This is a genomic window from Bacillus sp. CD3-5, from assembly GCF_006349665.1.
Lineage (GTDB): Bacteria > Bacillota > Bacilli > Bacillales > Bacillaceae_G > Bacillus_A > Bacillus_A paranthracis.
This window is the reverse complement of record NZ_VEPX01000003.1, coordinates 1-25,379: the sequence shown is the minus strand read 5'-3', so window position 1 is coordinate 25,379 and position 25,379 is coordinate 1. Positions and strand designations below refer to the sequence as shown.

Sequence of the window (25,379 nt, the reverse complement as noted above, 5' to 3'; positions counted from 1 at the left end):
TAAGTAGATGGGGAAAATTCGCAAACTCGATGACCAACTCTCTAACTTAATTGCGGCAGGGGAAGTAGTAGAGCGCCCTGCCTCAGTCGTAAAAGAACTTGTGGAAAATTCTATCGATGCGAATAGTACATCTATTGAAATCCACTTAGAAGAAGCTGGTTTATCGAAAATTCGCATCATTGATAATGGAGATGGCATTGCAGAAGAAGATTGTATCGTCGCTTTTGAACGACATGCGACGAGCAAAATTAAAGATGAAAATGATCTGTTTCGCATAAGAACACTCGGTTTCCGCGGTGAGGCATTGCCGAGTATTGCCTCAGTTAGTGAATTAGAATTAATCACTAGTACAGGTGATGCACCTGGTACACACCTTATTATTAAAGGTGGAGACATTATAAAGCAGGAGAAAACAGCGAGCCGAAAGGGAACAGATATTACAGTACAAAACTTATTTTTTAATACACCAGCGCGTCTTAAATATATGAAAACCATTCATACAGAGCTTGGTAATATTACAGATATTGTGTATCGTATTGCAATGTCGCATCCAGAAGTGTCATTAAAGCTGTTTCATAATGAGAAGAAATTGCTTCATACATCAGGAAATGGTGATGTAAGACAAGTACTTGCATCGATTTATAGCATTCAAGTTGCAAAGAAGCTTGTTCCAATTGAAGCGGAATCTTTAGATTTCACAATTAAAGGTTATGTAACATTACCAGAAGTAACGAGAGCATCTCGTAATTATATGTCAACAATCGTAAATGGCCGTTACGTTCGAAATTTCGTATTAATGAAAGCTATTCAGCAAGGATATCATACATTACTGCCAGTCGGACGATATCCAATCGGCTTCTTATCAATTGAAATGGATCCAATGCTTGTTGACGTTAACGTACATCCAGCGAAATTGGAAGTTCGTTTTAGTAAAGAACAAGAATTACTAAAGCTGATTGAAGAAACATTGCAAGCAGCATTCAAAAAAATACAGCTCATTCCAGATGCAGGTGTAACAACGAAGAAAAAAGAAAAAGATGAAAGTGTGCAAGAACAGTTCCAGTTTGAGCATGCGAAGCCGAAAGAACCATCCATGCCGGATATCATTTTACCGACGGGCATGGATGAAAAACATGAAGAACCGCAGGCTGTGAAACAGCCTGCGCAGCTTTGGCAACCACCGAAGCAAGAATGGCAACCACCACAGTCGCTCGTGAGAGAAGAACAAAGTTGGCAACCATCTACAAAATCGATAATAGAAGAACCGATTCGAGAAGAGAAATCGTGGAACAGTAACGATGAAGACTTTGAATTAGAGGAATTGGAAGAAGAAGTTCAGGAAATAGAAGAAATCGAAATGAACGGTAATGATTTACCGCCGCTTTATCCAATTGGACAAATGCATGGAACATATATTTTCGCTCAAAATGATAAAGGCTTATATATGATTGACCAACATGCCGCGCAGGAACGTATTAATTATGAATACTTCCGTGATAAAGTAGGAAGGGTAGCACAAGAAGTACAAGAATTACTTGTACCATACCGCATCGATTTATCTCTTACTGAATTTTTACGTGTCGAAGAGCAGCTAGAAGAACTAAAAAAAGTTGGACTATTTTTGGAGCAATTCGGCCATCAATCCTTTATCGTTCGCTCGCATCCAACGTGGTTCCCGAAAGGGCAAGAAACAGAAATTATCGATGAAATGATGGAGCAGGTCGTTAAACTAAAAAAAGTTGATATTAAAAAATTACGTGAAGAAGCAGCCATCATGATGAGCTGTAAAGCTTCAATTAAAGCAAATCAATATTTAACGAACGATCAAATATTTGCTTTACTGGAAGAACTTCGTACAACAACAAACCCATACACATGCCCGCACGGAAGACCAATTCTTGTGCATCATTCTACGTATGAGTTGGAGAAGATGTTTAAGAGGGTTATGTAGGGATACTGTTCATAGAGAAAATGGTCTCTGGTTATTTTAATAAAATATAGCAAGAAATAAAAAGGAGCGATAGTAACAATTCGCTCCTTTTTCATATAATTCTTTTGCAACTATATTTTAAAAATTTATAAACTAGAGATAACCTCAACCTATTTGTAATTTATATGTACGTTCTTAATTTGTTTGTAAGGAAAGAGGTTTTTAATTTACAGACTTATCAGAATTATGTAAAGTGTAGATAAAACCATAAAATGGGGTGTTCTTTATGTGTACTAGTTTGACATTAGAGACAAAAAACGGTCAGCATCTTTTTGCAAGAACGATGGATTTCACATTAGATATGAATCAAGAAGTAATAATCATTCCTCGGCATTACCAGTGGAATAATATAACTGGTGAAATCATTCATACGAAACATGCTACGGTCGGAATGGGAATTAATCATCAAGGAAGGATCATTATGGCGGACGGAGTAAATGAAGCAGGTATGACATGTGCAACACTCTATTTTCCAGGATTCGCTACTTATAGTCAAAGCATAGATGACATTAAAACGAATTTAGCTCCATTTGATTTTGTAGCTTGGAGTCTTACACAATTCAATTCTGTCAAAGAGTTAAAGAAATCTGTAGATAGCATTACCTTTTTGGATATACCATTACCGGATTTAGGACTTACGCCACCGCTACATTGGATCTTAGCGGATAAATGGGGAGATTGCATTGTACTGGAGCCGACAAATGAAGGATTAAAGATGTATGATAACCCACTAGGAGTGATGACGAATAGTCCGGAGTTTAATTGGCATTTGCAAAATTTAAGACAATATATTGGCCTTAAATCGCAGCCATTCGCGCCAACAGAATGGAGTAATTTACCATTAAGTGCTTTTGGCCAGGGCTCAGGCTCAATGGGACTTCCAGGGGATTTCACCCCGCCATCGAGGTTTGTGCGGGCAGCATATGGCAAACAAAACATTCAAGGTATAGATAGTGAAGAAGAGGGAGTATCCGCCCTTTTTCATATCTTATCAAATTGCGAGGTACCTAAAGGTGGAGTAATAACAGAAGAAGGTGCATTAGATAATACCATATATACAAGTGTAATGTGTATGGAGTCCGGAACATATTATTATCATACTTACGATTGTAGACAAATTATAGCTATTCATTTATTTCATGAAAATTTAGATACAGATGAGATTAAAGCCTATCCGTTCCAACGGAAACAAAAAATATTTTATGAAAACTAAGCAGCTTTGAAACAATGTTTGGTGCATTTTTGAATATATATAATAGAGCAATAATGGTTTATATCATTCTTGGATGCTTCTTTAGCTTTGGGATTTATCATAAATTTACTCCTTTCTTCAATGACTCCAACAAGTAGAATTTTGCTGCTAGGAGCATTGGCTAAGGAGCAGTGAAGGTGGAATTTATTTATAAATAGTAAAGAACAAAAAAGGTGTGGAAAATATCCATACCTTTTTTGTTCTTCTATTATCTATGTATAAAAAAGCGCTGTATATCAGCACTTTTTAAAAGTACATGAGTTGTATAAGAAAGCCTTATATATTACCTATAACTATGCAAAGTCTAATATAGATTCTTATTTGATTAATTGTTATAAGAGCCTATACGCTTATTTATTTTTATTATTATTAATTTTTTCCGTATATAGCACCTGCTCTTTATAATGCTTCTTAATTGGGAAAGTATGTGTACCAGAGCCGTTTTTGAAATTTTTATTGATAGGGTTTTTTAGCGGGATTGTTGTAGTTTCAGTAAATTCATACGGGTAGTTTATTTTAGATTTATCTTCAAACATGAAAATGCCTCCTTTTACGATTTCCTGAATTCTTTACTATAACATGATATGCATATAGATTTTTTTTGGACTAGTTATTTATAGAGGTTAATGGAATTTAATTACGTAACTACTGAAGTGTTCTAAAGGAAAACAATTCGAGAAAGATATTGTATGAATAGCTGCTCACTATTGTTGTTGTTTAAATTATCATGGTGTATGTGAAATTCTGAAGAAACTTAGTATATATGTCTATCAAGCAAGCACTATGTGATGAACTCTTTTATGTTAGGTGAAGTGATTTTTGCATATATATTCGTTATAAATTGTTTTTATAATATGTTTCATATAGGGTTTTCCTGATAATATAATGCGGGATATTATAGTGTTATTATGTTATTAGGAACATTTAATGCTGTTTCATAACTGAAAGGGAATTGAAAAAAAACTGAAACTTTTCTCATAAAAATTCAATCTTACTTGAAAAATGAAAGGAAAATGAAATTTTCCAAAAGATATTCTTTGTTAAGATAAAAAGCATACATAAATAAAGTGTTGACATATCTTAAAAATGTATTTTCAAGATATAGTGGGGGAAAAGATGAGAATAGAAAAACAATTAATAAAAAAGATGTATTATGAAACATTTCTAATGGAGAATGTAACAAAATCACCTCTTGACGTACTTGGAGAAGCTTATGTAAACGAAGAAAAAAATGAGGTTTCTGATGGATCTTATATTCGTTTTGCGCAAGGTGAATTTTATTATCAGCATCAAGATTTTGAAGCAGCTATTTTTAAATGGGAGAAGGTTAGTAATGAATTAGCACCATGGGCACAAAAAAATATTGCGGATGCTTATTTCGAACTGAATCAATTAGCAGTTGCTGAAAATGTTTATACTTCCATTGCTACTGATAATATAATATTGATGACTGAAATTAGACTACAATTACTTTCTCTTTACATAGAGCAAAATAATTTTGATTCAGCTTTCGCTGTTATTAAAGAAGCAGTTTCTTTAAATCCAGACTATCCGAATGTTACAAAAATTGCCCGTTCTTTTTATGAGGAACAACAAGATTTTGATAGTGCAGTAGAGCTTGCTGTGAATGAGTTAATTCGAACAGAATCTTATCCGTGGTTTGAGGTGTTAAAAGGATATATCGATAAAGGATTTACTAAACATATTTCACCAGATTATTTTTATGATGCATTAGTTACATTAAATAATGTAGATCAAGTACAATTTACGCAAATGGTTTCATCACTTTGGAACAGTTATAAAAATGAACAAAATTACTTATTGTGGCTTAACACAATAAATGAATTTTTCTTACATATTGAAATAGAGTCTTCCGATATATGGGACAAAATTTCTTCTCTTTACGAAGAAACATACTTTGCATTAATTCAAGGGAAATATACGCTTAGACAATTACACGATATCATTCCAAGTCTTTTAACAAATTGGTTAAAAGTAGTCAATCCGTCTTATGCTGTATTTCCATCAGCAGCTGTATTGGCATGGGATGAAATTTTTCCTAACCAAATAGATTCATCAAATATAAAACATGCGGAAAACCTACTGTCATATTCTATGAATCATGTGAATGCTTTAGAGTACAGTCTACATCTTTTTGAATCTATTACACAGTGGGCACAAAAGCACAATATAGAAATAGGTCACCGATTTAGATGGTTAGTTGACGAACTTGCGGATTTAAGAACAAATCGTATTTTAGTAACGGGAACTTCAGGGAACGGAAAAACTACATTTATTAACTCTATATTAGGAGAAAATATAGTAGAAAAATCAATTTCAAATGTAGTAGTTTTAAAAAATGATGCTCATACAGAAATTAACGCCATAACAGACGCTGCAATTACAACAACGGAAGATATCTCTGATTATCATAATATGATGTCTCAGCACCATCAAACGTATAGAGATAGAGCATGTGTTGAATTTAAATTACCATGTAGATTTTTAAATGAAAATAAACTTACATTTGTAGTTACACCTGGATTTAATAGGAATAATGACACTAGGGATGAAGTATTTGAATATCTAAATTCTGTGGATGAATTATTGTTTGTATTGAATGCGGATTCACCGTTTACTGATAAAGAGCGTGATATTTTATTAAGCATTCAAGAACATACACCAAATTTACAAATTCATTTCTTATTAAATAAAATTGATAACATTTACAGTGAAGCAGAAGTGAAAAGAGTATTACAAGATACGGCAGCGAGAATAAACACATATTTCCCGCAAGCGAGAATTTTTCCTTATTCTTCGTTATATACAAGTAGTCAACAATTAAATGAGTTAACTGAGTTTATTCATTTTAACTTTAATCATAAAAATATTGATGCAGAACGTACTGAAAAGCTATTGTTCTTCATCCGAAAAACAATTACATATCTTTTAAATAAACGTGTTGAAAAAGAAAACAATCTCGTGGATGCTATTAATTGGAATGAAGATATGCTAGTGAAACTAAACGGTAGCATGAATAACCTTACTGCGTTTGAGAGGGAAAAAATTCATTTCATTACACAGTCATATCGTACAATGAAAATGGAAATTACGAACGAACTTACTGAAAATATACCGAAGATATTACAGAGTTGTTCTGATTTAATGAGTGAAGACAGTGATTTCGGTCACATGGATACAGAACTAAATAAAGCAATGAACGAAAGAGTGCATAAATATTTAGAACAAACTGTATTACCTCATCTTGCTCTTTCTATGCAAAATTGGATTGCCACTTCTCATAATGAGCTCCTTCAAAGTCAATCGTACTTAGAAGAACTTAGTGAAGGACTTAATTCTTTATTTGGAGAAAATCGAATACAGTTAGAATGTGACTTTAAAGTGCTTGATGACTGGCGCAGAGATACTGACAGAATGACGAATAGCATACAAATGGATGAAGTAAATATTTTACGTCGATTTACGCCAGCACAATTTTTATTGAAAAGTGCCGGTAAATTATTTGGAGTTCTTCCGAAAAACAAAACTATGCTATATAACAAATACAAACAGTATGTAGAAAATGAAGATTATACCGAGGTAACGGATTCTATTATGAAGAAATTTTTCTTGCAATTTGAGCTATTCGAAAACACACAAGAGCGAGATATTCATATATTCTTTAGGAATCCATTTAACTCCTTGAAACAAGCTGTAGAAAATATGCAATTCGAAATACAAGAAAAACAAGAGATGTTACATAAAATGAAATCAAACCCTGAAGTTTATCATGATTCTATCATGCTCTTTGAATTGAGATTACGTCAATGTGAAGTAATTTTACATATGGGTGATGATCATACTTATACAGATGTAATTTTAGAAACAAGTGCAGAATAAAAGTAAAATATATAAGATTTTTTATGTGAAATTGCATCACATGTTATAAGAGAGTAAAAGGGAGCAACTGTAACGAGTTGCTCCCTTTTCATATTAAGATTATTTTTCAGTCTCTTTAATTTTAGTTTGTACTTCACCAGTTTTAATTTTATTACTTTCTGAGAAACGTAATAAATCGCCTTCAATAATTTTGTCAGACATTCGTAATTCATTTTGTGCACGGTTAATGAGTGCTTGAGCTTCTTTTTTTGGTAAATTTACAATTTCACCTGTTATGCGGTCATAGAAAGTGTTGTTTTTGTATGCGTATTTGTCTGTAATGAAGCTACCATCACGTAAAACGACAAAACCGGTATATTTATCTGAAAACATATCATGACCAAAATGAATATCGTTCGTAGTATCAATCCCTAATAAATTGAGAATAGTAGGTTTTATATCGATTTGGCCCGTAGGCTTTGAAATCGTTTCACCTTCTGTTTGACCAGGCATATGAATATATAAAGGTGTACGTTGTAAATTAAAAGTGTCAAATTCTGTTATTTGATCTTTTTCTAAAAACTGTGCCATTGCGCGATTATGTTTTTCAGAAATGCCATAATGATCACCATATAAAACAATAATAGAATCATCATACATTCCCTCGGCTTTTAAACGCTCAATAAACTTTTTAATGGATTCGTCTAAGTAACGTGCTGTTACGATATAACGATCAAATACGCCATTACCAGAGTCATATGGTTCAATGAATTTAGTATCTTCATCATACGTAAATGGATAATGGTTCGTTAAAGTAAGGAAACGAGCGTAAAATGGTTGATCAATAGTTTTTAATATATCTACTGATTGATCAAAGTACTCGATATCTTTTAAGCCCCAATTTAAATTTGTTTCAGGCGTAATTTTGTAATCAAGTTCATTATAGTAACGATCATAACCGAGAGCAGAGTACATGATATTACGATTCCAAAATGTTGCATTATTCGCATGGAATACAGAAGTGAAATAACCTTGCTGACGTAAAATTTCTGGAGTCGCAGTATAATCATTGTTACCGTGTGTGAAGAATACAGCTCCTCGATTTAATGGATATAACGACGTATCGATTAGAAATTCAGAATCGGATGTTTTTCCTTGCCCAGTTTGGTGGAAAAAGTTATCAAAGTAATAGCTTTCATTTATGAATTCATTCAAAAATGGTGTAACTTCTTGTCCGTTAACTGTTGCGCCTATTAAAAAGGTTTGTAAGGATTCAAGAGTAACAACAATTACGTTTTTTCCTTTCGCTATACCAAACATGTTAGGATTCGGCTCACTTTCGTTTGCCTTCACGTAGTTTTCTGTTTCTTGTAATTTACTACTATCAGCAAGTGCCTTTTGTGATCCTGCTTTTACTTGTAGTGTTAAATCATATACTTGATGCGTGTATAGTCCTAAATTTTTAACAAGCATGACTCGGTCGAAAGATCTCGTTAGTAATTCAGGTCGCTCTTTTTCTGCAAGATGTAGATTTGCAAAAAATACACCAATCGTTAAGAGAAAATATAACAAGCGTGCCGAATGAGTTACGCGCCCCGTTTGGAAGACTAGTGCTTTCTTCTTTAATAAAATAAAGAAGAAAATAATATCTGCGAATGCGAGTATAATTTTGTAGTTCAATATTTCTATAATACTACCGCCTAATTGGCCAAAGTTTGATGTTTGTCCAAGTACTGGTAACGTAATGAAATCACTATAAAAATCATAGAACATTACATTCCCAACAAGTACAATTGTTAATAAGAAATTAATACATAGCGCGATATAATTTCGCTTTTCACCGGTTGCAAATAATGCGAATCCGACAAAAGCTAATGATGCAGCGAGAGGGCTAATAAACAAAATAAGCTCTTGTGTAGAAGATTCAATTTTTAAATCAAAACTGAATCTTGTAATAAGATATGTTTTTAACCATACTGCTAAAGCAATTATTAAAACAAAGCTTATATTTTGCATTTGTAAATTGATTTTATTTTTCATTTTTACTCCTTCTTTATACAATTTATTTAACTTGTGTTATATATTATATTTTTATAACTATATAAGTGTAATGAACCATTCAGCTTATGCTTTCTAAAGGTCATAATATGAAGTATTCATATACGTACAATAGGAAATTTCAAAGCATAAATCTATTTTTTAGAAACAGAATAGAAAAAGTCATAGTTGTAGTAAAAAATACTTATAGACATCCTAACATATTAAACACTATGATGATGTTACAAAATATCGAACAAATGAAAGTGGAAATGAATAGGGGCTTTTAAAACTATTGACATTCAATTTGTTAGAATTGAATGTCAATCGTTTTACATACATAGTTATGTTACATATGTATCTCGTAAAACCCTGATTTTTTACGGGGTAGTCGTTAGGGGGGAAGGATAAGGTACATAAATAAAGCGTTGTGAAATTTAAAATATTTAATTGGTATTTTAAAAGAATTTAAACCATAGATAAATATTTTCCAACATACAACCCACTTGCAGCAGCTTGAGATAATGAATGAGTGACGCCTGAACAATCTCCGACTAAAAATAGCCCATGTATACTCGTTTCAAAATGGTTATTGAGTTTTATCGTAGGAGCATAAAACTTTCCGTCAATTCCATATAATAAAGTATCTGTATCGATCGGTTCTTGGATAAATTGTTCTAAGCGTAATAAAAATTCTTTAAGTCCTTCAATATATAAGGGAGGAATTTCTGTATTCAAATCTCCATAATCTCCTTGTAGTGTAGGCTGTATACGGTTATGTTTCATATCGTTCGCTATTGTAGGTTCTTTTTTTAATAAGTCCTCTAAGCGCTGTATAACAATTCGCTCTCGTCCTTGGTTAATGTTTTTAATAATTGAGCTTGCATACAGATTTGCTTCTTTGAGAGTTGGAAAATAGCGCGGGATAAATAAAGTGAAATTTAAGTTAGGTGTACCAGTTCCTTTCTCTCGAAAATTTTGACCGTCAGGCATAACTAAACCTTCTTCGTACTTTCTAATGATGCGTCCTTTTGGATTCATACAGTACGTAGTTGCTGTGAAATCTTCCTGCTCATAAGAAAGTTTCGTCTCGAATGTATCTTTTAATATAGAGCGTAATTGGTGTTCTTTCATCTCTACTCTAATACCTAAATCTACACGAGTTTGTTCTTGAGAAATATTTAGAGAAGTACACATTTTTTTTAACCAGTTTGCTCCGGAACGCCCAGTTGCAAATACTAGTTGCTCAGATTGAACTGTTCCTTCATTTGTCTCTATTGTAAAATGATCTTTCTGTTTCATAATATGTTGCACATCTATATGAAATTGTATATTTATTTTCGGAAGTAAAAATTCATAGAGTTGATGAAAAATGTCACTTGAAAGGGTAGTACCAAGATGCCGTACTTCTGTTGTTAGCATTTGCAAACCACAAGCTTCAGCCCTCTTATTGAGAGTTGGATTTTCTGTAGAATATTTTGAAACAGAGCTTCCTCCGAACTGACATAGAATTTCATCTACTTCAGCCATAAGTTGTTTAAAGCCTTCTTTGCCGACTTTTTGCTCAAGTTCTCCACCAAATCCGTTTGTATAATTAAATTTCCCTTCAGATTTTCCTAGCCCGCCAAACCCAAAATATTTATCACATGTAGTACAAGTACACACTTTTCCTTCGTCTAAAGGACAATGGCGATCTTCTAGCGCTTTCCCTTTATCCAGAATTAAAACCTTTTTGTTACTGTTAGCTAGTAAATAAGCCATAAAAATGCTACTTACTCCAGCGCCGATAATTGTAACATCATACATATTCTTTCACCCGCTAACGAATAGTTTGTTTTTTATTTTTCTAGTGTATAACAATTTTATGAAGTTAAGAAATAGCTTTTATGAATAAAGAGGGAGTTTTTGAACTTGATGCTTTCTTAATTTTTCAGAGTGGTGGAGTAAATACAAATTTTTTATTTGAAAGAAGAGATAGTTTTAAAAGATCACTATGTCATATGATTAATAAAATCTTACATATAAAAAAACAGACCTTTTAAGTGAAGAGGTCTGTTAATGATTTTAAATGTTATTTAGCGAAGACGTGGTTACCGATTACTGCTACTGTTTGACGTGTCGTAATCCATTTGTCTGTTGATGCTTTTGGATTGTAGAAATAAAGCCAATCAGAATGTATTCCATTTGTGGAGATAGCCTCATCTACTGCCATTTTTGCTTCTGGGCTTGCAGGATGATTAATTCTTCCATCTGTAACAGGAGTAAATGCATATCCATATGTAATAGGTTCATAAATAACGCCTGTTATTGTATTTGGAAACCCGTTTGCATTTACACGGTTTAGGATAACTTTTGCTACAGCCACTTTTCCTTTATATGATTCTCCACCTGCTTCAGCGGTAACTAAGCGTGCCATTAAGTCTTTTTCTTTTTCTGAAATGCTTGAGTTGATTTTCAAATGTTGTCCTGCATAGAGCTTGTTTCCCACTGTATTGTTAATTTGTTTTATAGATTGAACGGTAACATTGTAACGCTTTGCTATCGTTTCCAATGAATCTCCCGGTTGTACTTGATAAATAATTTGCTCAGAAATGTTCGCAGGTTTGGCGTTTTGGTGAACAGTGATTTCATTTGAGTTGACGGAACCTGGAATATGTAACTGTTCGCCAATGAAAGTTTGATCGTTTCCTTTATGGTTAGCCTGTTTAATGGATTGTATTGAAACGTCGTATTGTTTACTAATGCCCCAAAGTGTATCATTCTTTTTTACTGTATGAATGGTAGAAGCCTCAGCTGTACTTTGACTACATACGAATGTAATTGCAGCCGCAGATAAAGGGATTATATGTTTTATTTTTAATAATTTCATTGTAAATCCTCCTAAGAAAAAATTAAGGTGAAGCTGTTCAGTAATCTAGTTTTGGATATTTATATACTTAATATATTAATGTAAGTATATTAGCACATATAAAATAAATAATCATTATAAGTTTCTTATTCATGTATTGTAGAGTTCTAATATGAAATATTGCATATGAAAATACATTGAAGTTCATATTGCTGATTACTATAATCTATTTAGTAGAAAGGGAATATGTTATATAAATAAAATCACTATAAATTAATATAATGATTAATTGTTGTTAATAGGAGGATTGAAGTAATGAAAATATTTCGAAAAATGTGTGCGTCAACTGTAATCATTACAACACTTTTAGGAACAGGAGGCACTATCAATAGTGTACATGCTAATTCTATAGAGCAGCAGAGTAAATTAGGAATAGATCAAGAAACAGATAAGCAAATCATTGTAAAATTTAAAGCGGATTTGAAATTTCCATATGAAGATGGTATTGAAAAACAAATACAATCTCAAACGAACGACAAAGTACTAGAAGATCTTTTGGTAGAATATCCAGATGTAACATTCACGCGTTTATTCACATCTGTAAGTCCAGAGGAAATAGAAGACCTTGAAGTGAAAGCACCCAATAATGTATCTACAAATTTATTAAACTACTATATTCTTCAAACTCAAAATGGTGAGCAGAAAGAAGAACTAGTAGATAGGTTAAAGAAATCTTCTTTAATAGAAGATGTGTATATGAAGAAGCAAGAAAAAATAACGCCACCAGAAGTGCGACCATCAAGTGTATCTCTTAGTCCTAATAACAATCCTAGATTTAAACAACAAGGTTATTTAGAAGCAGCACCATACGGTATTAATGCGCCCTTCGCCTGGGAAGTTCAAGGCGGTAACGGAAATGGTATAACTTTTGTTGATATGGAATATGGATGGTTATTAAATCATGAGGATTTAGTACATCAAAATATTGAATTAATGTCTGGAATAAATATAGATCAACATGTCGGTCATGGGACGTCTGTACTAGGAATTGTATCCTCTGAGGACAATGAAGTTGGGAATATTGGGATTGCGCCAAAAGCGAAAGCAAAGGTGATCTCTCAAATAAGAGATAACGGACAGTATAATACAGCTGATGCAATATTAAGTGCTGTGAATCAGTTAGAAGCTGGGGATGTTTTATTATTAGAGGCACAAGCTTCCTTTGATGGATATGGTGATAAATATTTACCTGTTGAGGTACAACCAGATATCTTTGATGCAATTCGTGCCGGTACAGATAAAGGTGTTGTCATTATAGAAGCTGGAGCAAATGGTTGGAATGATTTAGACCAATTTAAAGATAGAAATGGTAAACAAATTTTAAATCGTAATAGTAAAGATTTTAAAGATTCAGGTGCAATTATGGTAGGAGCGGGCTCTTCATCTTTCCCTCATGAGCGTATGTGGTTTTCGAATTATGGCAGCCGTATTGATGTGTATGGATGGGGAGAAAACGTAGATACAACTACAGCAGAGCAAAGTCGAAGTGCTGTAAATCTTTATACCTCTAGCTTTAGTGGCACGTCGAGTGCGTCACCTATTATTGCCGGAGCAGCGACTTTAGTACAAAGCATTGCGAAAGAAAATTTAGGACAACCATATAGACCGAGTGAACTAAGAGCAATATTAAGCAACCAGAGCACAGGAACAAAATCTAAAGATCCATATGCAGATAAAATTGGTGTTTTACCAGATTTGAAGTCTATACTAGTTAACTTAGGGTATGGACAAAGAAAACCAAACGGTGGGAATGAGTTACAAGTAACAGAAAATGAACCAAATAATGAACGTATACAGGCAAATAAAGTTAACTTTCATACACCGGTGAAAGGAACGTTACATAATAGTGATAGAGTAGATGTATTTACTTTCCAAATTGACTCTATGGAAAATATTAGCATATCCCTACTAAATGAACAAAATATCGGAATGACATGGGTACTTCATCATGAATCAGATTTAAATAACTATGTAGCATATGGTGAAAATGAAGGAAATGTAGTGAAAGGAACTTATAATGCAAAGCCAGGTAAATATTATTTATACGTCTATAAGTATGAGAATAAAGATGGTTCATATGTATTGAATATAAAGTAAACGAAAGGAGCTTCAGATGAAGTTCCTTTAAATTTTTCTAATTCAGGATATATGAATGTTTTTTAACTTTATTTCTATGCAATATTTCATACTTATGAAATGATATTTATTTTTTACTCACTAGATTATATTATATTCAATAAGTTTGATATAAAACAAAAAAGGAGGAATAATAATGGGCAGTAAGAAATTTATTTTGAAATTATTCATATGTAGTACGATATTTATCACATTTGTATTTGCTTTACATGAGAAGAGAGTCGTCGCGGCTAGCTCTGTTAATGAGCTTGAAAATTGGTCAAAATGGATGCAACCTATACCTGATAATATCCCGTTAGCACGAATTTCAATTCCAGGAACACATGATAGTGGAACGTTCAAGTTGCAAAATCCGATTAAGCAAGTATGGGGAATGACGCAAGAGTATGATTTTCGCTATCAAATGGATCATGGAGCTCGCATTTTTGATATAAGAGGACGCTTAACAGATGATAATACGATAGTTCTTCATCATGGGCCATTATATCTTTATGTAACACTGCATGAATTCATAAATGAAGCGAAACAATTTTTAAAAGATAACCCGAGTGAAACAATTATTATGTCTTTAAAAAAAGAGTATGAGGATATGAAAGGAGCAGAAGGTTCCTTTAGTAATACGTTTGAAAAAAATTATTTTGTTGATCCTATCTTTTTAAAAACAGAAGGAAATATAAAACTTGGAGATGCTCGTGGGAAAATTGTACTACTAAAAAGATATGGCGGTAGTAATGAATCTGGAGGATATAATAATTTTTATTGGCCAGATAATGAGACGTTTACGACAACTGTAAATCACAACGTAAATGTAACGGTACAAGATAAATATAAAGTGGGTTATGATGAGAAAGTAAAATCTATTAAAGATACGATCAATGAAACGATGAATAATAGTGAGGATTTACATCATCTATATATTAATTTTGCAAGCTTGTCTTCTGGTGGTACAGCATGGAATAGCCCATATTACTATGCCTCTTATATAAATCCTGAAATTGCAAACTATATAAAACAAAAGAGTCCTACAAGAGTAGGTTGGATCATTCAAGACTACATAAATGAAAAGTGGTCACCATTGCTGTATCAAGAAGTTATAAGAGCGAATAAGTCATTAATAAGAGATTAAAGATGATGAGAGTAAGAAGCGATAAAATACGTCGCTTCTTATTAAAAAACAGTGTATCTTGTAAATGGAACAATTTTTGAGTTATCTCAATTGATTTTTCATTATGATGAGGCTAAACTTTTAAATCAAATTAATTTCAAATGAAAATTAGCATAAATAATCCTGCAAAAAAGCAACTGATCATAAGTGTTCAGTTGCTTTTTATTTTTAAAGTGGATGAGCAAAAAAACATGAAAGTGGTTGGTCCGTTTTTGGCAAACATCCATTATGATAAGAGAAGAAAGGTAGTATGTTATTAACGTTTTAAAGAGGAAGTTCTTAATAAAAATAGACTGGCCTTAGAGAGGTGAAAATACAATGAGCTTTGCGATTTCACTAGTCGTTATTATTGTAATTGTATCACTGTTTGGAACCGTACTAGTTGCACGGAATGTGGAGGAGAATTACGGCAAGTCTACAAAGAGAAATGTGAAAAACTTATCAACTATTTATATTATCCTTCTTTTCGTACTACTGCTAGGGGTAACATGGTATGTGGTAATAATTTGATAGTTTGTAACAGAACTGCAACGAGAGTATGAAGCTGGAATTTCAGAAGCTATCGAGTAATCAGAAACGGAGCTATTTTAATATATCCATTTTTGGATGAGAAAATGTGACTAATTAATACTATTTTTACGGTGAATACTGTTAGTAATAAATTGAGGATAGTTCGTTTTGAAAGGAGGTAACTATATGGAATGGAAACCAAATCGTGCAGATAAGACGCCTGTATATAAACAAATAGCGGATTATATTGAAAGAGGTATTTCTTCAGGTGAGTTTCCTTCTGACAGTAAGTTACCTTCTGAGCGTATGTTAGCAAAAGAATTACAGGTGAATAGGAGTACGATAGTAGCTGCATATGAAGAATTAAAATCACTTGGAGTAGTAGAACGGCAAAAAGGAAGCGGAACACGGGTGAATACAGACATATGGGGTGTTTCACATAAACGAATACCGAACTGGGGTAGGTACGTTGAGGATGGATCGTTCTTACCTAACGTACCACTCGTTCAACAAATTAGAACGGAAACACAAAAAGAAGACTTAATTAATTTAGCGAGTGGTGAATTGTCACCAGAATTAATTCCGAGTGATAGATTCCGAACAATTTTGTCGGAGAAAACATTTATGGAAAACCTCGGTTATGACCATCCACTTGGAAATGAAATGTTGAGAAAAACAATTGCGGCACATGTTCAGCAATATAAACAAATTGAAGCAGATTCGAATTCTATCCTTATTACATCAGGCGCACAACAGGCACTTAATCTTATCGTTCAATGCTTATTAAAACCTGGTGATGCGATTGCAATTGAGGACCCTTCGTATTGTTTTTCACTGCCGATGTTTAAATCTGCTGGCTTAAAAATATTCCATTTACCTGTTGATCAGCATGGAATGAATCCAGAAGACTTAATTGATTTGCATAAAAAGCATCGTATTCGTATGGTATTTTTAAATCCGGATTATCAAAATCCAACTGGAACTGTGCTTTCATTAGCAAGACGTAAAAAGATTTTAGAACTGTCTTCTGAATTTGGTATACCGATTGTAGAAGATGATCCGTATAGCTTAACTTCATTTAATGGAGAAGTGAATCCAACATTAAAATCAATGGATCAAAACGGCAATGTTCTTTATATAAGTTCATTATCAAAAATTGTTGCATCAGGATTACGTATTGGTTGGATAATTGGCCCAATGCGTGTAATAGAACGTTTAGCGGATGCAAAGCAGCAAGTTGATTTTGGCCATAGCGTATTTACGCAGTGGGTGGCAAATCAATTTTTAGAATCAGAAGATTTTCATGCACATATTACAATGCTCCGTGGACAATTGAAGGAAAGAAGAGATGCGTTAATTAGAAAGCTTGAAGAAATATTAGGGGACCAGGTTGAATTCTTTGTTCCAGAGGGTGGAATACATTTATGGTGCAAAGTGCAAGGAACGTTTGATGAATATCATTTATTAGGTGAATCTATACGAAATGGTGTAGCGTTTGTCCCGGGGAGTGTTTTAGGTACTAAAAGTGAATATGTTCGTTTTACTTTTGGGAGAGTAAATGTCGAACAAATTCAGCTGGGAATGACGAGATTTGCGGAAACGTTAAATGAAATTTCATAATAGTAATGCGTAATATTGAAATGAGGGAAAGAAATGAAGTACGTGATGCTTTTACTTCAAGTAGGCGTGCTATATGTATTTAGCTTAGTTGGTACGTGGATTCAAGGGGTATTCCATCTATCAATGCCAGGAAGTTTAATAGGGATGTTAATGCTTTTTCTACTCCTTTCTATTCGTATTTTACCATTAAAGTGGTTTGAGGAAGGTGCGGAAAAGTTAATCGTATTTTTACCGTTATTTTTAATCCCTTCGACAACAGGACTGATGGAATACGGGTCTTTTCTTTTTAGTAAGGGAAGTAGTATATTCCTTTTAGTAGTTGCAAGTACGGTAGTAACTTTGATTGTTTCAGGGTATATAAGTCAATTAGTAGTAACATCCAAAAAATAAAATCGACAAGGTGCAAGATGCAAATGGTCTTAATTATTATTACAGTAGTAATTTATTTATTGGCGACAAAGTTATATAAAAAATTTACGTTTCCATTCACGTTACCGGTGTTAACAGTTACTACAATTATGATTTGTTTATTTTTGATTTTTGGTATTTCTCATCATGAGTATAGGGGAAATGGGGGAGACATTCTTTCAAGCTTATTGAGTCCTGCAATCGTAGCGTTAGCGATACCACTATTTAAAGAGCGAAAGATACTGATGAAAAACTTTTTATCGATACTAATCGGCGTAGTGACAGGTATACTGGCTTTAACGACTATGAATGTAGTGATTGGTGGAATGTTACATATAGATAAGGAACTTATACTAACCACCCTACCACAATTAGCAACGATGCCTATTGCTATTTCAATAGCGGAGCAAATTGGTGGCATTCCATCTATGACTGCTAGTTTTGTAGTTGTTGCGGGAATAACAGGTGCTATGATTGGACCAACAGTACTTAAGTTGTTCCGTATAACAAGTACGATTGGAAAAGGCGTGGGAATGGGCTGCGCATCACATATTATCGGGGTAAGTCGTCTCGTGAAGGAAGGCGAGAGAGAAGCGACAATCGGTTCGGTGACGATGATTGTTACGGGAATACTTATTAGTATATTCATACCGTTTGGAACGAAATTTATATTTTAACATGTAATGGAGATGATGAAAATGACAACATGGTTTATAGTTACATTATTTGTTTTTGGAGCTATTAAAGTATTAGTTTCTAGTATGCCGACTTCTGTTGTAGAATCAATTATTAGTAAATTTGAATTGCATCAAAAACTTGAGGAAGAGAATACCTCTATATCGATAGATGGAAAAAATATAGAGGGAGAAACGAAACTACAAGTTATTCATGAATTTAATGAGGCTTTATTTTTAGATAAGCATTATTTTCCGCCGCACGGGGAAGGAACACCAATCGTGATTAAAACGAAGAAAGGGAATAAAGAGATTAGCTTTTCTCTATATAGCCATGAAGAACATGTTGATGTAATAAAGCAATATAAAAAGAAAATTGTTGCCTATCGTTTACGTTCAAAAAGTCTTCAAACTCTTGCACCATTAATAATAACCGAAGAGTATGCTTAAGAAGAGATCTATAAGGATTTTTCAGACTGTAGACAAACTATTTTTTAAGAGTTCAGATGCTAAAAATAGTTTGTCTCTTACTTTATAGTAAATTTACCCAATGATATATATACGTAGTGTTTTCTATGCTACAATTTACTATAAGTGAGGAAGGATGGTGTCTTATGAAAATATCCGTTTATGTTGCAAGTGCATTTAGCAAGGAGCATAAAGGCGGAAATAAAGCAGGAGTGGTATTTACTGAGAATAATACATTGGCCACAACTCAAAAAATGGCAATAGCTAAACAACTGGGCTATGCGGAAACCGCATTTATATCAGAATCTGAAATTGCTGATTATAAATTTGAGTATTTTACACCAAAAGAAGAAGTTGATTTATGTGGTCACGCTACAATTGGCTCTTTCGTGATACTGATGCATTTAAATAAACTTTGCCAGAATCGCTATACGATTGAAACGAACAGCGGTGTTCTTACTATTACCATAAAAGATGACATCATATTTATGGAACAAAACAAACCGATATTCTATGATGTTGTATCTCCAAACGAGTTCATCGACTGTTTTGACATGAAAGCTATAGACGATAAATATCCAATTCAAATTGTCTCCACAGGCTTAAAAGATATTTTAATTCCTATAAAAAGCGAAACACGATTACATACACTGCAACCTAATTTTGAAAAAATTAAAGAAATTAGCAAGTATTATAATGTTGTCGGAATGCATCTATATACTTTTAATGACAATCGAATTATATGCAGAAATTTTGCTCCACTATACGACATCAATGAAGAAGCAGCGACTGGAACTTCAAACGGTGCATTAGCTTGCTACCTTTATGAACAGCACAACTTGCAAAAAGAAGTCTATGTATTTGAACAAGGTTATTCTTTACACTCGCCTTCTGAAATATTAGTTAAATTAGCAACCAATAGCAACAATAAAGTAGAAAAAGTTTATGTTGGCGGCAAAGGCTACTACTGTGAAACTAAGTATTTAAATGTAGAAAATATTGATTGAAAATAAAGAGATCTATAAGGATCTCTTTATTTTTGTATGAAATCATATACTTTCCAAATAAAAGAAAAGAAAATCATATAGCCAAATAAAGAATATGTATGATTCCAATCTAAGCAATGAATAAAGAAACCGAATCTTTCAGCAATCTGTTCAAAAATGCTAGCACAAATACCGATTGAAATAATAAAAAGAATTCTAGAAACTGTAGATAATCTTTTTGAAATTTGTATAAAAATCGTTGTTAAAATCGGTAGTACAAAGAGAGTAAAGCCGATGTTAACTGAAAATATGGAGGGAAAGGGTCTAACCGGAAAGGAATATAATTGTTTTGCAACAAAAAATGCATCTAAGTAAGTTCCGATAATAGAAGAGAGTAAGATTGTAATGACTAATGCGAAAAGGTTATTCGTCTTCTCGAAGGAGAACATTTTTCTTTGCAAGAATGGCAAGTTCAATTTTTTCGAGTGTTTTACAGTAGTCTTCTGTAATTTGTCCATTTATATTTTCCTCCTTATCCACTAAGTAATTTACGACTTGCCAGTCCGTAAACCAATCTTCACTGTCAACTTCTTCATGCTCTATATCTCGCCATGCGTAGATGAGTGCAGGACTGTATATACGATAAGCGCCATTACGCAACTGGCATTTCTTTATTCGGCGTTTATAAAACTCACGGGAAAGAGATTCATTCACACTTGAAAATAAATGAGGCCAGTAATCTTTCCTTGAGCCTGTATGAGGATGGTGTTGGGCCCAGCTTATTACTTGAGATAAAACATGTGTATCCCGAAATAATAATGAATACAACCTTTTTCCAATTAAGATCCGTTCGTGTAAGGAAGTGAAATGTTTCATTGTATCACCAAATAGTAATACGTTTTGTTTCTTATCATTTGCGTAGAATGGGAACAGGATATGATTAAACTGAAAGAAATCAAATAGTTTAAATCCAATACTATTTAGTACAGTCTTTTTAAAGTGTACATTTTGAATCACTCTTTTTTCTAAGTAGTTTTGTTCATTAATAATAGTTGCAATTGCTAATGTTTTTTTGTTACCTGTTTTCCAAAAATCGTTCCACATCGTTTCCATAAATGTAGAAACATTTAGGTGAGGGAGAAGGTGAAATAGCTTTTGTGCTCTTTTTACACTTTGTTCATAAAGCAGAAATTGAGGATAGACATCTTGAAAAATAAGCCAATTTCCTCTTTCTAAAAAAGAAAAAAATGTGATTTGCTCTTTCTCTGATAAAATTTTCGTATATAAATCTCCCCTTAAATCAGTCATATTCCAACCGCCGTTACGTGATACCATATGCCCAAGTAGTGCCCAATGTATTTCCGGATATTGAACGTAAAATTGGTAGTATGCACGTGTTCTTGTGACATTATTTTTATTTAGCTGTTCTGTCTGCATTTTTATGTTGTTGATGATGATTTGCTCTTCTTTCGTTAATTTATACATCGTGCCAGAATGAGTGAGTTTACTTTTTTGTTTCAATTCATTTTTCACATCAAATAGGGAGAGAGGCAGTGCCTTGGAAGGTCCGTTATATGTATGATTTGAATTGCTTCGGTACATTCCGTTACCTCCCTTTTTCATAAATTTAAACATGACTATTGGCTATGAATCATTCTATTTATTTTATTACGAGTATAAGAAATAAATGAGCGCTGTTTATTACAAGGAATTTATCATACAAACAGTATAAAAAATCTTACTGTTGTGAGGTGAAATAAAAAACAGAAACTATTTTTAATAGTTTCTGTTTTTTATTTTGTCAATTAAATGTAACAAACGACGATTATGATTTGAATCAATTGAAAATAATTCAATAAATGTTAATTGAAATGCTTGGTAGGAGGAAAAGGAATGCTAAATAAAATAATTTTAATCACTGGTGGCACAGGTTCGTGGGGGCATGAGCTTATAAAGCAACTATTAGAAAAATCACCGAAAGAAATTAGGGTTTTTTCAAGAAATGAAACGGTTCAGTTTGAAATGCAGCAACAGTTTATAAATGATGATAGATTAAAATTTATTATTGGAGATATTCGTGACAAGGATCAATTAGTTTATGCATGCCAAGGTGTACATTATGTATTCCATCTTGCAGCTTTAAAACATGTTCCAGTATGTGAGTATTATCCTTATGAAGCTATAAAAACTAATATACATGGTACGCAAAATGTAATCGAAGCATCTTTACAGATGCAAGTTGAGAAAGTTATATATGTTTCAACGGATAAAGCAGCCGATCCATCAAATACGTATGGGATGACAAAAGCAATTGGTGAAAAGTTAATGGTTCATGCGAATGTACAAACGAAGAAAACAAAATTTATTTGTGTTCGTGGTGGAAATGTTTTAGGGACGAGTGGAAGTGTGGTACCGCTTTTTAAAAAACAAATTAAAAAATCTTCACAAGTAGGGATTACCGATGCGAATATGACTAGATTTTTCTTAACAATTGAAGATGCTGTTGGATTGTTATTTAAAGCCGTATATCAAGGCAGAGGCGGGGAGATCTTTGTTATGAAAATGCCGGCATGTAAAATAACAGATTTAGCAGAAGTGTTAATTGAAGATTCGAAAAAAGAAAATGTGAAGTTAAAAGAGGTAGGGATCAGGCCGGGTGAAAAATTAAGTGAAATGCTTTTATCTGAGGTAGAGAGTAAAACGAGTATAAGTTTTGATCAAAATTATTTTGTGGTACTACCTACTATTCCTATAGAAGGGCTTCAAGAATATTATGCTAGTTTTCCGCTTGTGGATGTGAAGAGTTTTAGTTCACAACAAGACTTACTTGCAAAACATGAAGTGAAACAAATGCTATTAAAAGGAGGATTTTTACGATGAAAAAAAATGCGAGCCTTTTAATAACTGGTGCAAATGGTTTTACAGGACGCCATGCTTGCCAATATTTTTTAGAACAGGGCTTTCATGTAATTCCTATGTTTCAAAATCGTACACATAGAGAAAAAAATGAAAATGGTATTACTTGTAATTTAACGAATAAGAGCGAAGTAATGAAGGTAATGAAACAAATAAAGCCAGATTATGTATTACATTTAGCCGGTAGGAATTCAGTCATAGAGTCTTGGACAGCTGCTCTTGAATATGTAGAAATTAATGTAATAGGGACGTTATATTTATTAGAAGCAATTAAGCAAGAAGCCTCGCATTGTAGAACATTAGTTATAGGATCTGCTTTGCAAGCAGATAGTATAAACGAAATAAAAATTTCAAATCCATATAGTTTAAGTAAAACGATGCAAGTCATTATTGCAGAGGCTTGGGGCGAATTAATGGGTTCAAATATTATCATTGCAAAGCCCTCAAACTTAATTGGTCCAGGAGTATCAAATGGCATTTGTTCGATTCTCGCAAAAAAAATGATAGATATAGAATCAGGTAGAAGTAAAGCCATTATTGAAGTAAACAGTTTGAAAGATAGTAGGGATTTTCTAGATGTACGTGATGCGGTTAAAGCGTATCATGTGTTATTACGAGATGGAATAAATGGAAAACAGTATAATATCGGATCAGGAGTGAAACGATCTTTATTAGAGGTACTAGAACAATATAAAGAATTAACTCAGCTGAATTTTTTCATAGAGGAAACAGAAAAAAGTGGGAGTGATTCAAATGATAGTTTAGTAATAGAGGAAATAAAAAGGTTAGGTTGGATCCCAGAAATTCAATTCCATCAATCATTAAAAGATGTACTTGAGTATGAGAAGTGTAGTGACATCTGCATGCAATGAAAAACAAAAAGGGTGTAAGAAATATATGAATGGCTATGAAACAATAAATAATCAAAATACACTATTTCTTTTAATTGTTGATACGCTGGACTGGAAGAATGAAGAAGAGCATGCTTTGCGTATCTATGAGGCGATAAATAAATGTCGAGCCTATGTGGAAGGGAAAAAGGGTGATCGAAAAAATCCAGTAATAGATGCAGGAACTAGGCCTGTAATCCGAGTTTTTGCTCAGTATGAATGTAGTGAGTATGGAAATGATTTTTATGACCTCATGAAAGATTTTTTGCAAGATATAGGATTTGAGTTAAAGGTTTATATATATAATGCTAAGGTTACTTACATGTAATAGATTAGTATAAAATAAGATTTTTTAATCATAAAGGCGGATATAAATTATGAATAAAAAGATTCTCTTTACTGGGGGCGGTACAGCCGGACACGTAATGATTAATATAGTATTGATTCCTAAATTTATGGAAAAAGGATGGGGAGTTGAGTATATTGGATCTCAAAATGGAATTGAAAAACTATTAGTTCAAAATGTTAAATACAATATTGTTTCAACAGGAAAGCTTAGGAGATATTGGGATTTGGAGAACTTTAAAGATCCTTTTAAAATAATAAAAGGTTGCATTCAAAGCTATAAATTAATGAAACGAATAAAACCAGATGTTATTTTTTCGGCAGGAGGATTTGTTTCTGTTCCTGTAGTAATAGGAGCATGGATGAATAAAGTACCCGTAATAATACGTGAACCAGATAGTACGTTAGGATTAGCAAATAAAATAGCATTACCTTTTACTACAAAACTATGTACAACATTTCCTCAGACAGGAGAAAATGTAAGTAATGAGAAGAAGGTTTATGTAGGACCAATTGTAAGGGAAGAAATTGAGAGAGGCAACGTATTGCGGGGAAGAAGCTATTGTAAATTTAAGCAAGATAAACCGGTATTGTTAATTATGGGTGGGAGTCAAGGCGCTCAATGGATAAATGATATGGTAAGAAAAAGTTTGGAAACATTGTTGTTAAATTTTAATATTGTTCATATGTGCGGTAAAGGGAAGGTAGATTCATCTGTTGGCATGGAAGGTTATATGCAATTCGAATATATAGGGGAAGAATTGCCGCACATACTAAATATGGCGAGTGTTGTAGTTTCCAGAGCGGGTTCTACTGCTATTTCTGAATTGTTATTTTTGAAGAAACCGATGTTGCTTATCCCGTTAACTAACAGTTCCAGTAGGGGAGATCAAGTTTTAAATGCTGAATATTTTTCTCGGCAAGGATATGCGGAAGTTATACTCCAAGACAGAGTAAGTACGAATACATTTATACATGCAGTAAATAAGTTGTATACAAATAAGGAGAGATATATTCAAAACATGAATGGATATAAGAAAACTAATAATGAGGGGATTCATCAATTAATAGATATAATAAATGAAGTAGTGAAGTAATAGAAATGTAAATAAAAAACAAAAGAGGTTGTCCCAAAAGTAGCTGAATAGCTACTTTTGGGCAACCTCTTTCTTTACAGAAAATATAAAAAAGAATC

The 25,379-nt window shown here is 33.1% G+C and carries 21 protein-coding genes and 1 pseudogene; 16 read left to right on the top strand and 6 right to left on the bottom strand.

The window, feature by feature from the left end:
* The first annotated feature begins 7 nt into the window (after positions 1–7).
* Positions 8–1,951, top strand: a complete 1,944-nt coding sequence (gene mutL, locus FH036_RS07565; protein ID WP_139895603.1) for a DNA mismatch repair endonuclease MutL — start codon at positions 8–10, stop codon at positions 1,949–1,951.
* 265 nt (positions 1,952–2,216) lie between these two features.
* Positions 2,217–3,203, top strand: coding sequence for a choloylglycine hydrolase family protein (locus FH036_RS07560; protein ID WP_070806745.1), 987 nt, complete (start codon positions 2,217–2,219; stop codon positions 3,201–3,203).
* Positions 3,204–3,592: 389 nt separating this feature from the next.
* Here the strand turns inward: FH036_RS07560 and FH036_RS07555 are convergent, their stop codons facing one another.
* Positions 3,593–3,778 carry a hypothetical protein gene (locus FH036_RS07555; protein ID WP_000461128.1) on the bottom strand — a complete coding sequence of 62 codons (186 nt, stop codon included), beginning with the start codon at positions 3,776–3,778 and terminating at the stop codon, positions 3,593–3,595.
* Positions 3,779–4,328: 550 nt separating this feature from the next.
* On the opposite strand from FH036_RS07555, the gene FH036_RS07550 reads away from it, so the two are divergent.
* Positions 4,329–7,142: a dynamin family protein gene (locus tag FH036_RS07550; RefSeq protein WP_139895602.1), complete on the top strand. Its 2,814-nt coding sequence runs from the start codon at positions 4,329–4,331 to the stop codon at positions 7,140–7,142.
* A 99-nt stretch (positions 7,143–7,241) separates the two neighbouring features.
* On the opposite strand, the gene FH036_RS07545 is transcribed toward FH036_RS07550, so the two are convergent.
* From FH036_RS07545 to FH036_RS07530, 3 genes are all read right to left on the bottom strand, one after another.
* Complete coding sequence (locus FH036_RS07545) at positions 7,242–9,161, bottom strand: LTA synthase family protein (protein WP_139895601.1); 1,920 nt, start codon at positions 9,159–9,161, stop codon at positions 7,242–7,244.
* Positions 9,162–9,626: 465 nt separating this feature from the next.
* Entirely contained in the window at positions 9,627–10,964 is a 1,338-nt protein-coding gene (locus tag FH036_RS07535) for an NAD(P)/FAD-dependent oxidoreductase (protein WP_139895600.1), read from the bottom strand.
* Positions 10,965–11,229: 265 nt separating this feature from the next.
* Positions 11,230–12,027: a cell wall hydrolase gene (locus tag FH036_RS07530; protein WP_139895599.1), complete on the bottom strand. Its 798-nt coding sequence runs from the start codon at positions 12,025–12,027 to the stop codon at positions 11,230–11,232.
* Positions 12,028–12,321: 294 nt separating this feature from the next.
* On the opposite strand from FH036_RS07530, the gene FH036_RS07525 reads away from it, so the two are divergent.
* The 9 genes and pseudogenes from FH036_RS07525 (at position 12,322) to FH036_RS07485 (ending at position 20,054) form a co-directional block, all read left to right on the top strand.
* Positions 12,322–14,163 (top strand): S8 family peptidase, encoded by a 1,842-nt coding sequence (locus FH036_RS07525; RefSeq protein ID WP_139895598.1) that lies wholly within the window; start codon positions 12,322–12,324, stop codon positions 14,161–14,163.
* A gap of 175 nt (positions 14,164–14,338) precedes the next feature.
* Positions 14,339–15,328: a phosphatidylinositol diacylglycerol-lyase gene (gene plcA / locus FH036_RS07520; protein WP_139895597.1), complete on the top strand. Its 990-nt coding sequence runs from the start codon at positions 14,339–14,341 to the stop codon at positions 15,326–15,328.
* A 48-nt stretch (positions 15,329–15,376) separates the two neighbouring features.
* Positions 15,377–15,472: pseudogene (locus tag FH036_RS07515) on the top strand (GntR family transcriptional regulator); the annotation flags it as partial.
* A 213-nt stretch (positions 15,473–15,685) separates the two neighbouring features.
* Entirely contained in the window at positions 15,686–15,877 is a 192-nt protein-coding gene (locus FH036_RS07510) for a hypothetical protein (RefSeq protein ID WP_044791606.1), read from the top strand.
* Positions 15,878–16,063: 186 nt separating this feature from the next.
* The gene (pdxR, locus tag FH036_RS07505; RefSeq protein ID WP_000454974.1) at positions 16,064–17,497 is read left to right on the top strand and encodes a MocR-like pyridoxine biosynthesis transcription factor PdxR; all 1,434 of its coding nucleotides are present in this window, start codon (positions 16,064–16,066) and stop codon (positions 17,495–17,497) included.
* Between the two features lie 33 nt (positions 17,498–17,530).
* Positions 17,531–17,887 carry a CidA/LrgA family holin-like protein gene (locus tag FH036_RS07500; protein ID WP_000878383.1) on the top strand — a complete coding sequence of 119 codons (357 nt, stop codon included), beginning with the start codon at positions 17,531–17,533 and terminating at the stop codon, positions 17,885–17,887.
* Positions 17,888–17,910: 23 nt separating this feature from the next.
* A complete protein-coding gene (locus FH036_RS07495) occupies positions 17,911–18,582 on the top strand; it encodes an LrgB family protein (RefSeq protein ID WP_000242954.1) in 672 nt (223 codons plus the stop codon).
* Positions 18,583–18,603: 21 nt separating this feature from the next.
* Entirely contained in the window at positions 18,604–19,029 is a 426-nt protein-coding gene (locus FH036_RS07490) for a YfmQ family protein (protein WP_044791608.1), read from the top strand.
* Between the two features lie 164 nt (positions 19,030–19,193).
* Positions 19,194–20,054, top strand: coding sequence for a PhzF family phenazine biosynthesis protein (locus tag FH036_RS07485; RefSeq protein WP_044791610.1), 861 nt, complete (start codon positions 19,194–19,196; stop codon positions 20,052–20,054).
* Between the two features lie 26 nt (positions 20,055–20,080).
* Here the strand turns inward: FH036_RS07485 and FH036_RS07480 are convergent, their stop codons facing one another.
* Together FH036_RS07480 and FH036_RS07475 are read right to left on the bottom strand one after the other, a co-directional pair.
* Entirely contained in the window at positions 20,081–20,551 is a 471-nt protein-coding gene (locus FH036_RS07480; protein WP_044791612.1) for a CBO0543 family protein, read from the bottom strand.
* Positions 20,457–21,635 (bottom strand): DUF2515 domain-containing protein, encoded by a 1,179-nt coding sequence (locus FH036_RS07475; RefSeq protein WP_044791614.1) that lies wholly within the window; start codon positions 21,633–21,635, stop codon positions 20,457–20,459. Before FH036_RS07475 ends, FH036_RS07480 begins: the two co-directional genes overlap by 95 nt.
* A gap of 291 nt (positions 21,636–21,926) precedes the next feature.
* Here FH036_RS07475 and FH036_RS07470 point away from each other — a divergent pair, with 291 nt between their 5' ends.
* From FH036_RS07470 to FH036_RS07455, 4 genes are read left to right on the top strand one after another with little or no spacing between them, the layout of a single operon-like run.
* A complete protein-coding gene (locus tag FH036_RS07470) occupies positions 21,927–22,913 on the top strand; it encodes a UDP-N-acetylglucosamine 4,6-dehydratase family protein (protein ID WP_000932606.1) in 987 nt (328 codons plus the stop codon).
* A complete protein-coding gene (locus FH036_RS07465) occupies positions 22,910–23,821 on the top strand; it encodes an SDR family oxidoreductase (RefSeq protein ID WP_000739106.1) in 912 nt (303 codons plus the stop codon). Before FH036_RS07470 ends, FH036_RS07465 begins: the two co-directional genes overlap by 4 nt.
* 25 nt (positions 23,822–23,846) lie before the next feature.
* Positions 23,847–24,167, top strand: a complete 321-nt coding sequence (locus FH036_RS07460; RefSeq protein ID WP_044791616.1) for a DUF6572 domain-containing protein — start codon at positions 23,847–23,849, stop codon at positions 24,165–24,167.
* A gap of 49 nt (positions 24,168–24,216) precedes the next feature.
* Positions 24,217–25,281: an undecaprenyldiphospho-muramoylpentapeptide beta-N-acetylglucosaminyltransferase gene (locus FH036_RS07455; RefSeq protein ID WP_001035067.1), complete on the top strand. Its 1,065-nt coding sequence runs from the start codon at positions 24,217–24,219 to the stop codon at positions 25,279–25,281.
* Positions 25,282–25,379: the final 98 nt, after the last annotated feature.

Excerpts from the sequence above, each read along its gene's own strand:
- FH036_RS07545 (WP_139895601.1), bottom strand. The coding sequence starts at position 9,161 with ATGAAAAATAAAATCAATTTACAAATGCAAAATATAAGCTTTGTTTTA.
- FH036_RS07455 (WP_001035067.1), top strand. The coding sequence starts at position 24,217 with ATGAATAAAAAGATTCTCTTTACTGGGGGCGGTACAGCCGGACACGTA.
- FH036_RS07530 (WP_139895599.1), bottom strand. The coding sequence starts at position 12,027 with ATGAAATTATTAAAAATAAAACATATAATCCCTTTATCTGCGGCTGCA.
- FH036_RS07500 (WP_000878383.1), top strand. The coding sequence starts at position 17,531 with ATGAAGTACGTGATGCTTTTACTTCAAGTAGGCGTGCTATATGTATTT.
- FH036_RS07555 (WP_000461128.1), bottom strand. The coding sequence starts at position 3,778 with ATGTTTGAAGATAAATCTAAAATAAACTACCCGTATGAATTTACTGAA.
- FH036_RS07490 (WP_044791608.1), top strand. The coding sequence starts at position 18,604 with ATGACAACATGGTTTATAGTTACATTATTTGTTTTTGGAGCTATTAAA.
- FH036_RS07560 (WP_070806745.1), top strand. The coding sequence starts at position 2,217 with ATGTGTACTAGTTTGACATTAGAGACAAAAAACGGTCAGCATCTTTTT.
- FH036_RS07485 (WP_044791610.1), top strand. The coding sequence starts at position 19,194 with ATGAAAATATCCGTTTATGTTGCAAGTGCATTTAGCAAGGAGCATAAA.
- FH036_RS07460 (WP_044791616.1), top strand. The coding sequence starts at position 23,847 with ATGAATGGCTATGAAACAATAAATAATCAAAATACACTATTTCTTTTA.
- FH036_RS07495 (WP_000242954.1), top strand. The coding sequence starts at position 17,911 with ATGGTCTTAATTATTATTACAGTAGTAATTTATTTATTGGCGACAAAG.
- pdxR (WP_000454974.1), top strand. The coding sequence starts at position 16,064 with ATGGAATGGAAACCAAATCGTGCAGATAAGACGCCTGTATATAAACAA.
- FH036_RS07480 (WP_044791612.1), bottom strand. The coding sequence starts at position 20,551 with ATGGACAAATTACAGAAGACTACTGTAAAACACTCGAAAAAATTGAAC.
- FH036_RS07510 (WP_044791606.1), top strand. The coding sequence starts at position 15,686 with ATGAGCTTTGCGATTTCACTAGTCGTTATTATTGTAATTGTATCACTG.
- FH036_RS07525 (WP_139895598.1), top strand. The coding sequence starts at position 12,322 with ATGAAAATATTTCGAAAAATGTGTGCGTCAACTGTAATCATTACAACA.
- FH036_RS07550 (WP_139895602.1), top strand. The coding sequence starts at position 4,329 with ATGTATTTTCAAGATATAGTGGGGGAAAAGATGAGAATAGAAAAACAA.
- FH036_RS07475 (WP_044791614.1), bottom strand. The coding sequence starts at position 21,635 with ATGTACCGAAGCAATTCAAATCATACATATAACGGACCTTCCAAGGCA.
- FH036_RS07470 (WP_000932606.1), top strand. The coding sequence starts at position 21,927 with ATGCTAAATAAAATAATTTTAATCACTGGTGGCACAGGTTCGTGGGGG.
- plcA (WP_139895597.1), top strand. The coding sequence starts at position 14,339 with ATGGGCAGTAAGAAATTTATTTTGAAATTATTCATATGTAGTACGATA.
- FH036_RS07465 (WP_000739106.1), top strand. The coding sequence starts at position 22,910 with ATGAAAAAAAATGCGAGCCTTTTAATAACTGGTGCAAATGGTTTTACA.
- mutL (WP_139895603.1), top strand. The coding sequence starts at position 8 with ATGGGGAAAATTCGCAAACTCGATGACCAACTCTCTAACTTAATTGCG.
- FH036_RS07535 (WP_139895600.1), bottom strand. The coding sequence starts at position 10,964 with ATGTATGATGTTACAATTATCGGCGCTGGAGTAAGTAGCATTTTTATG.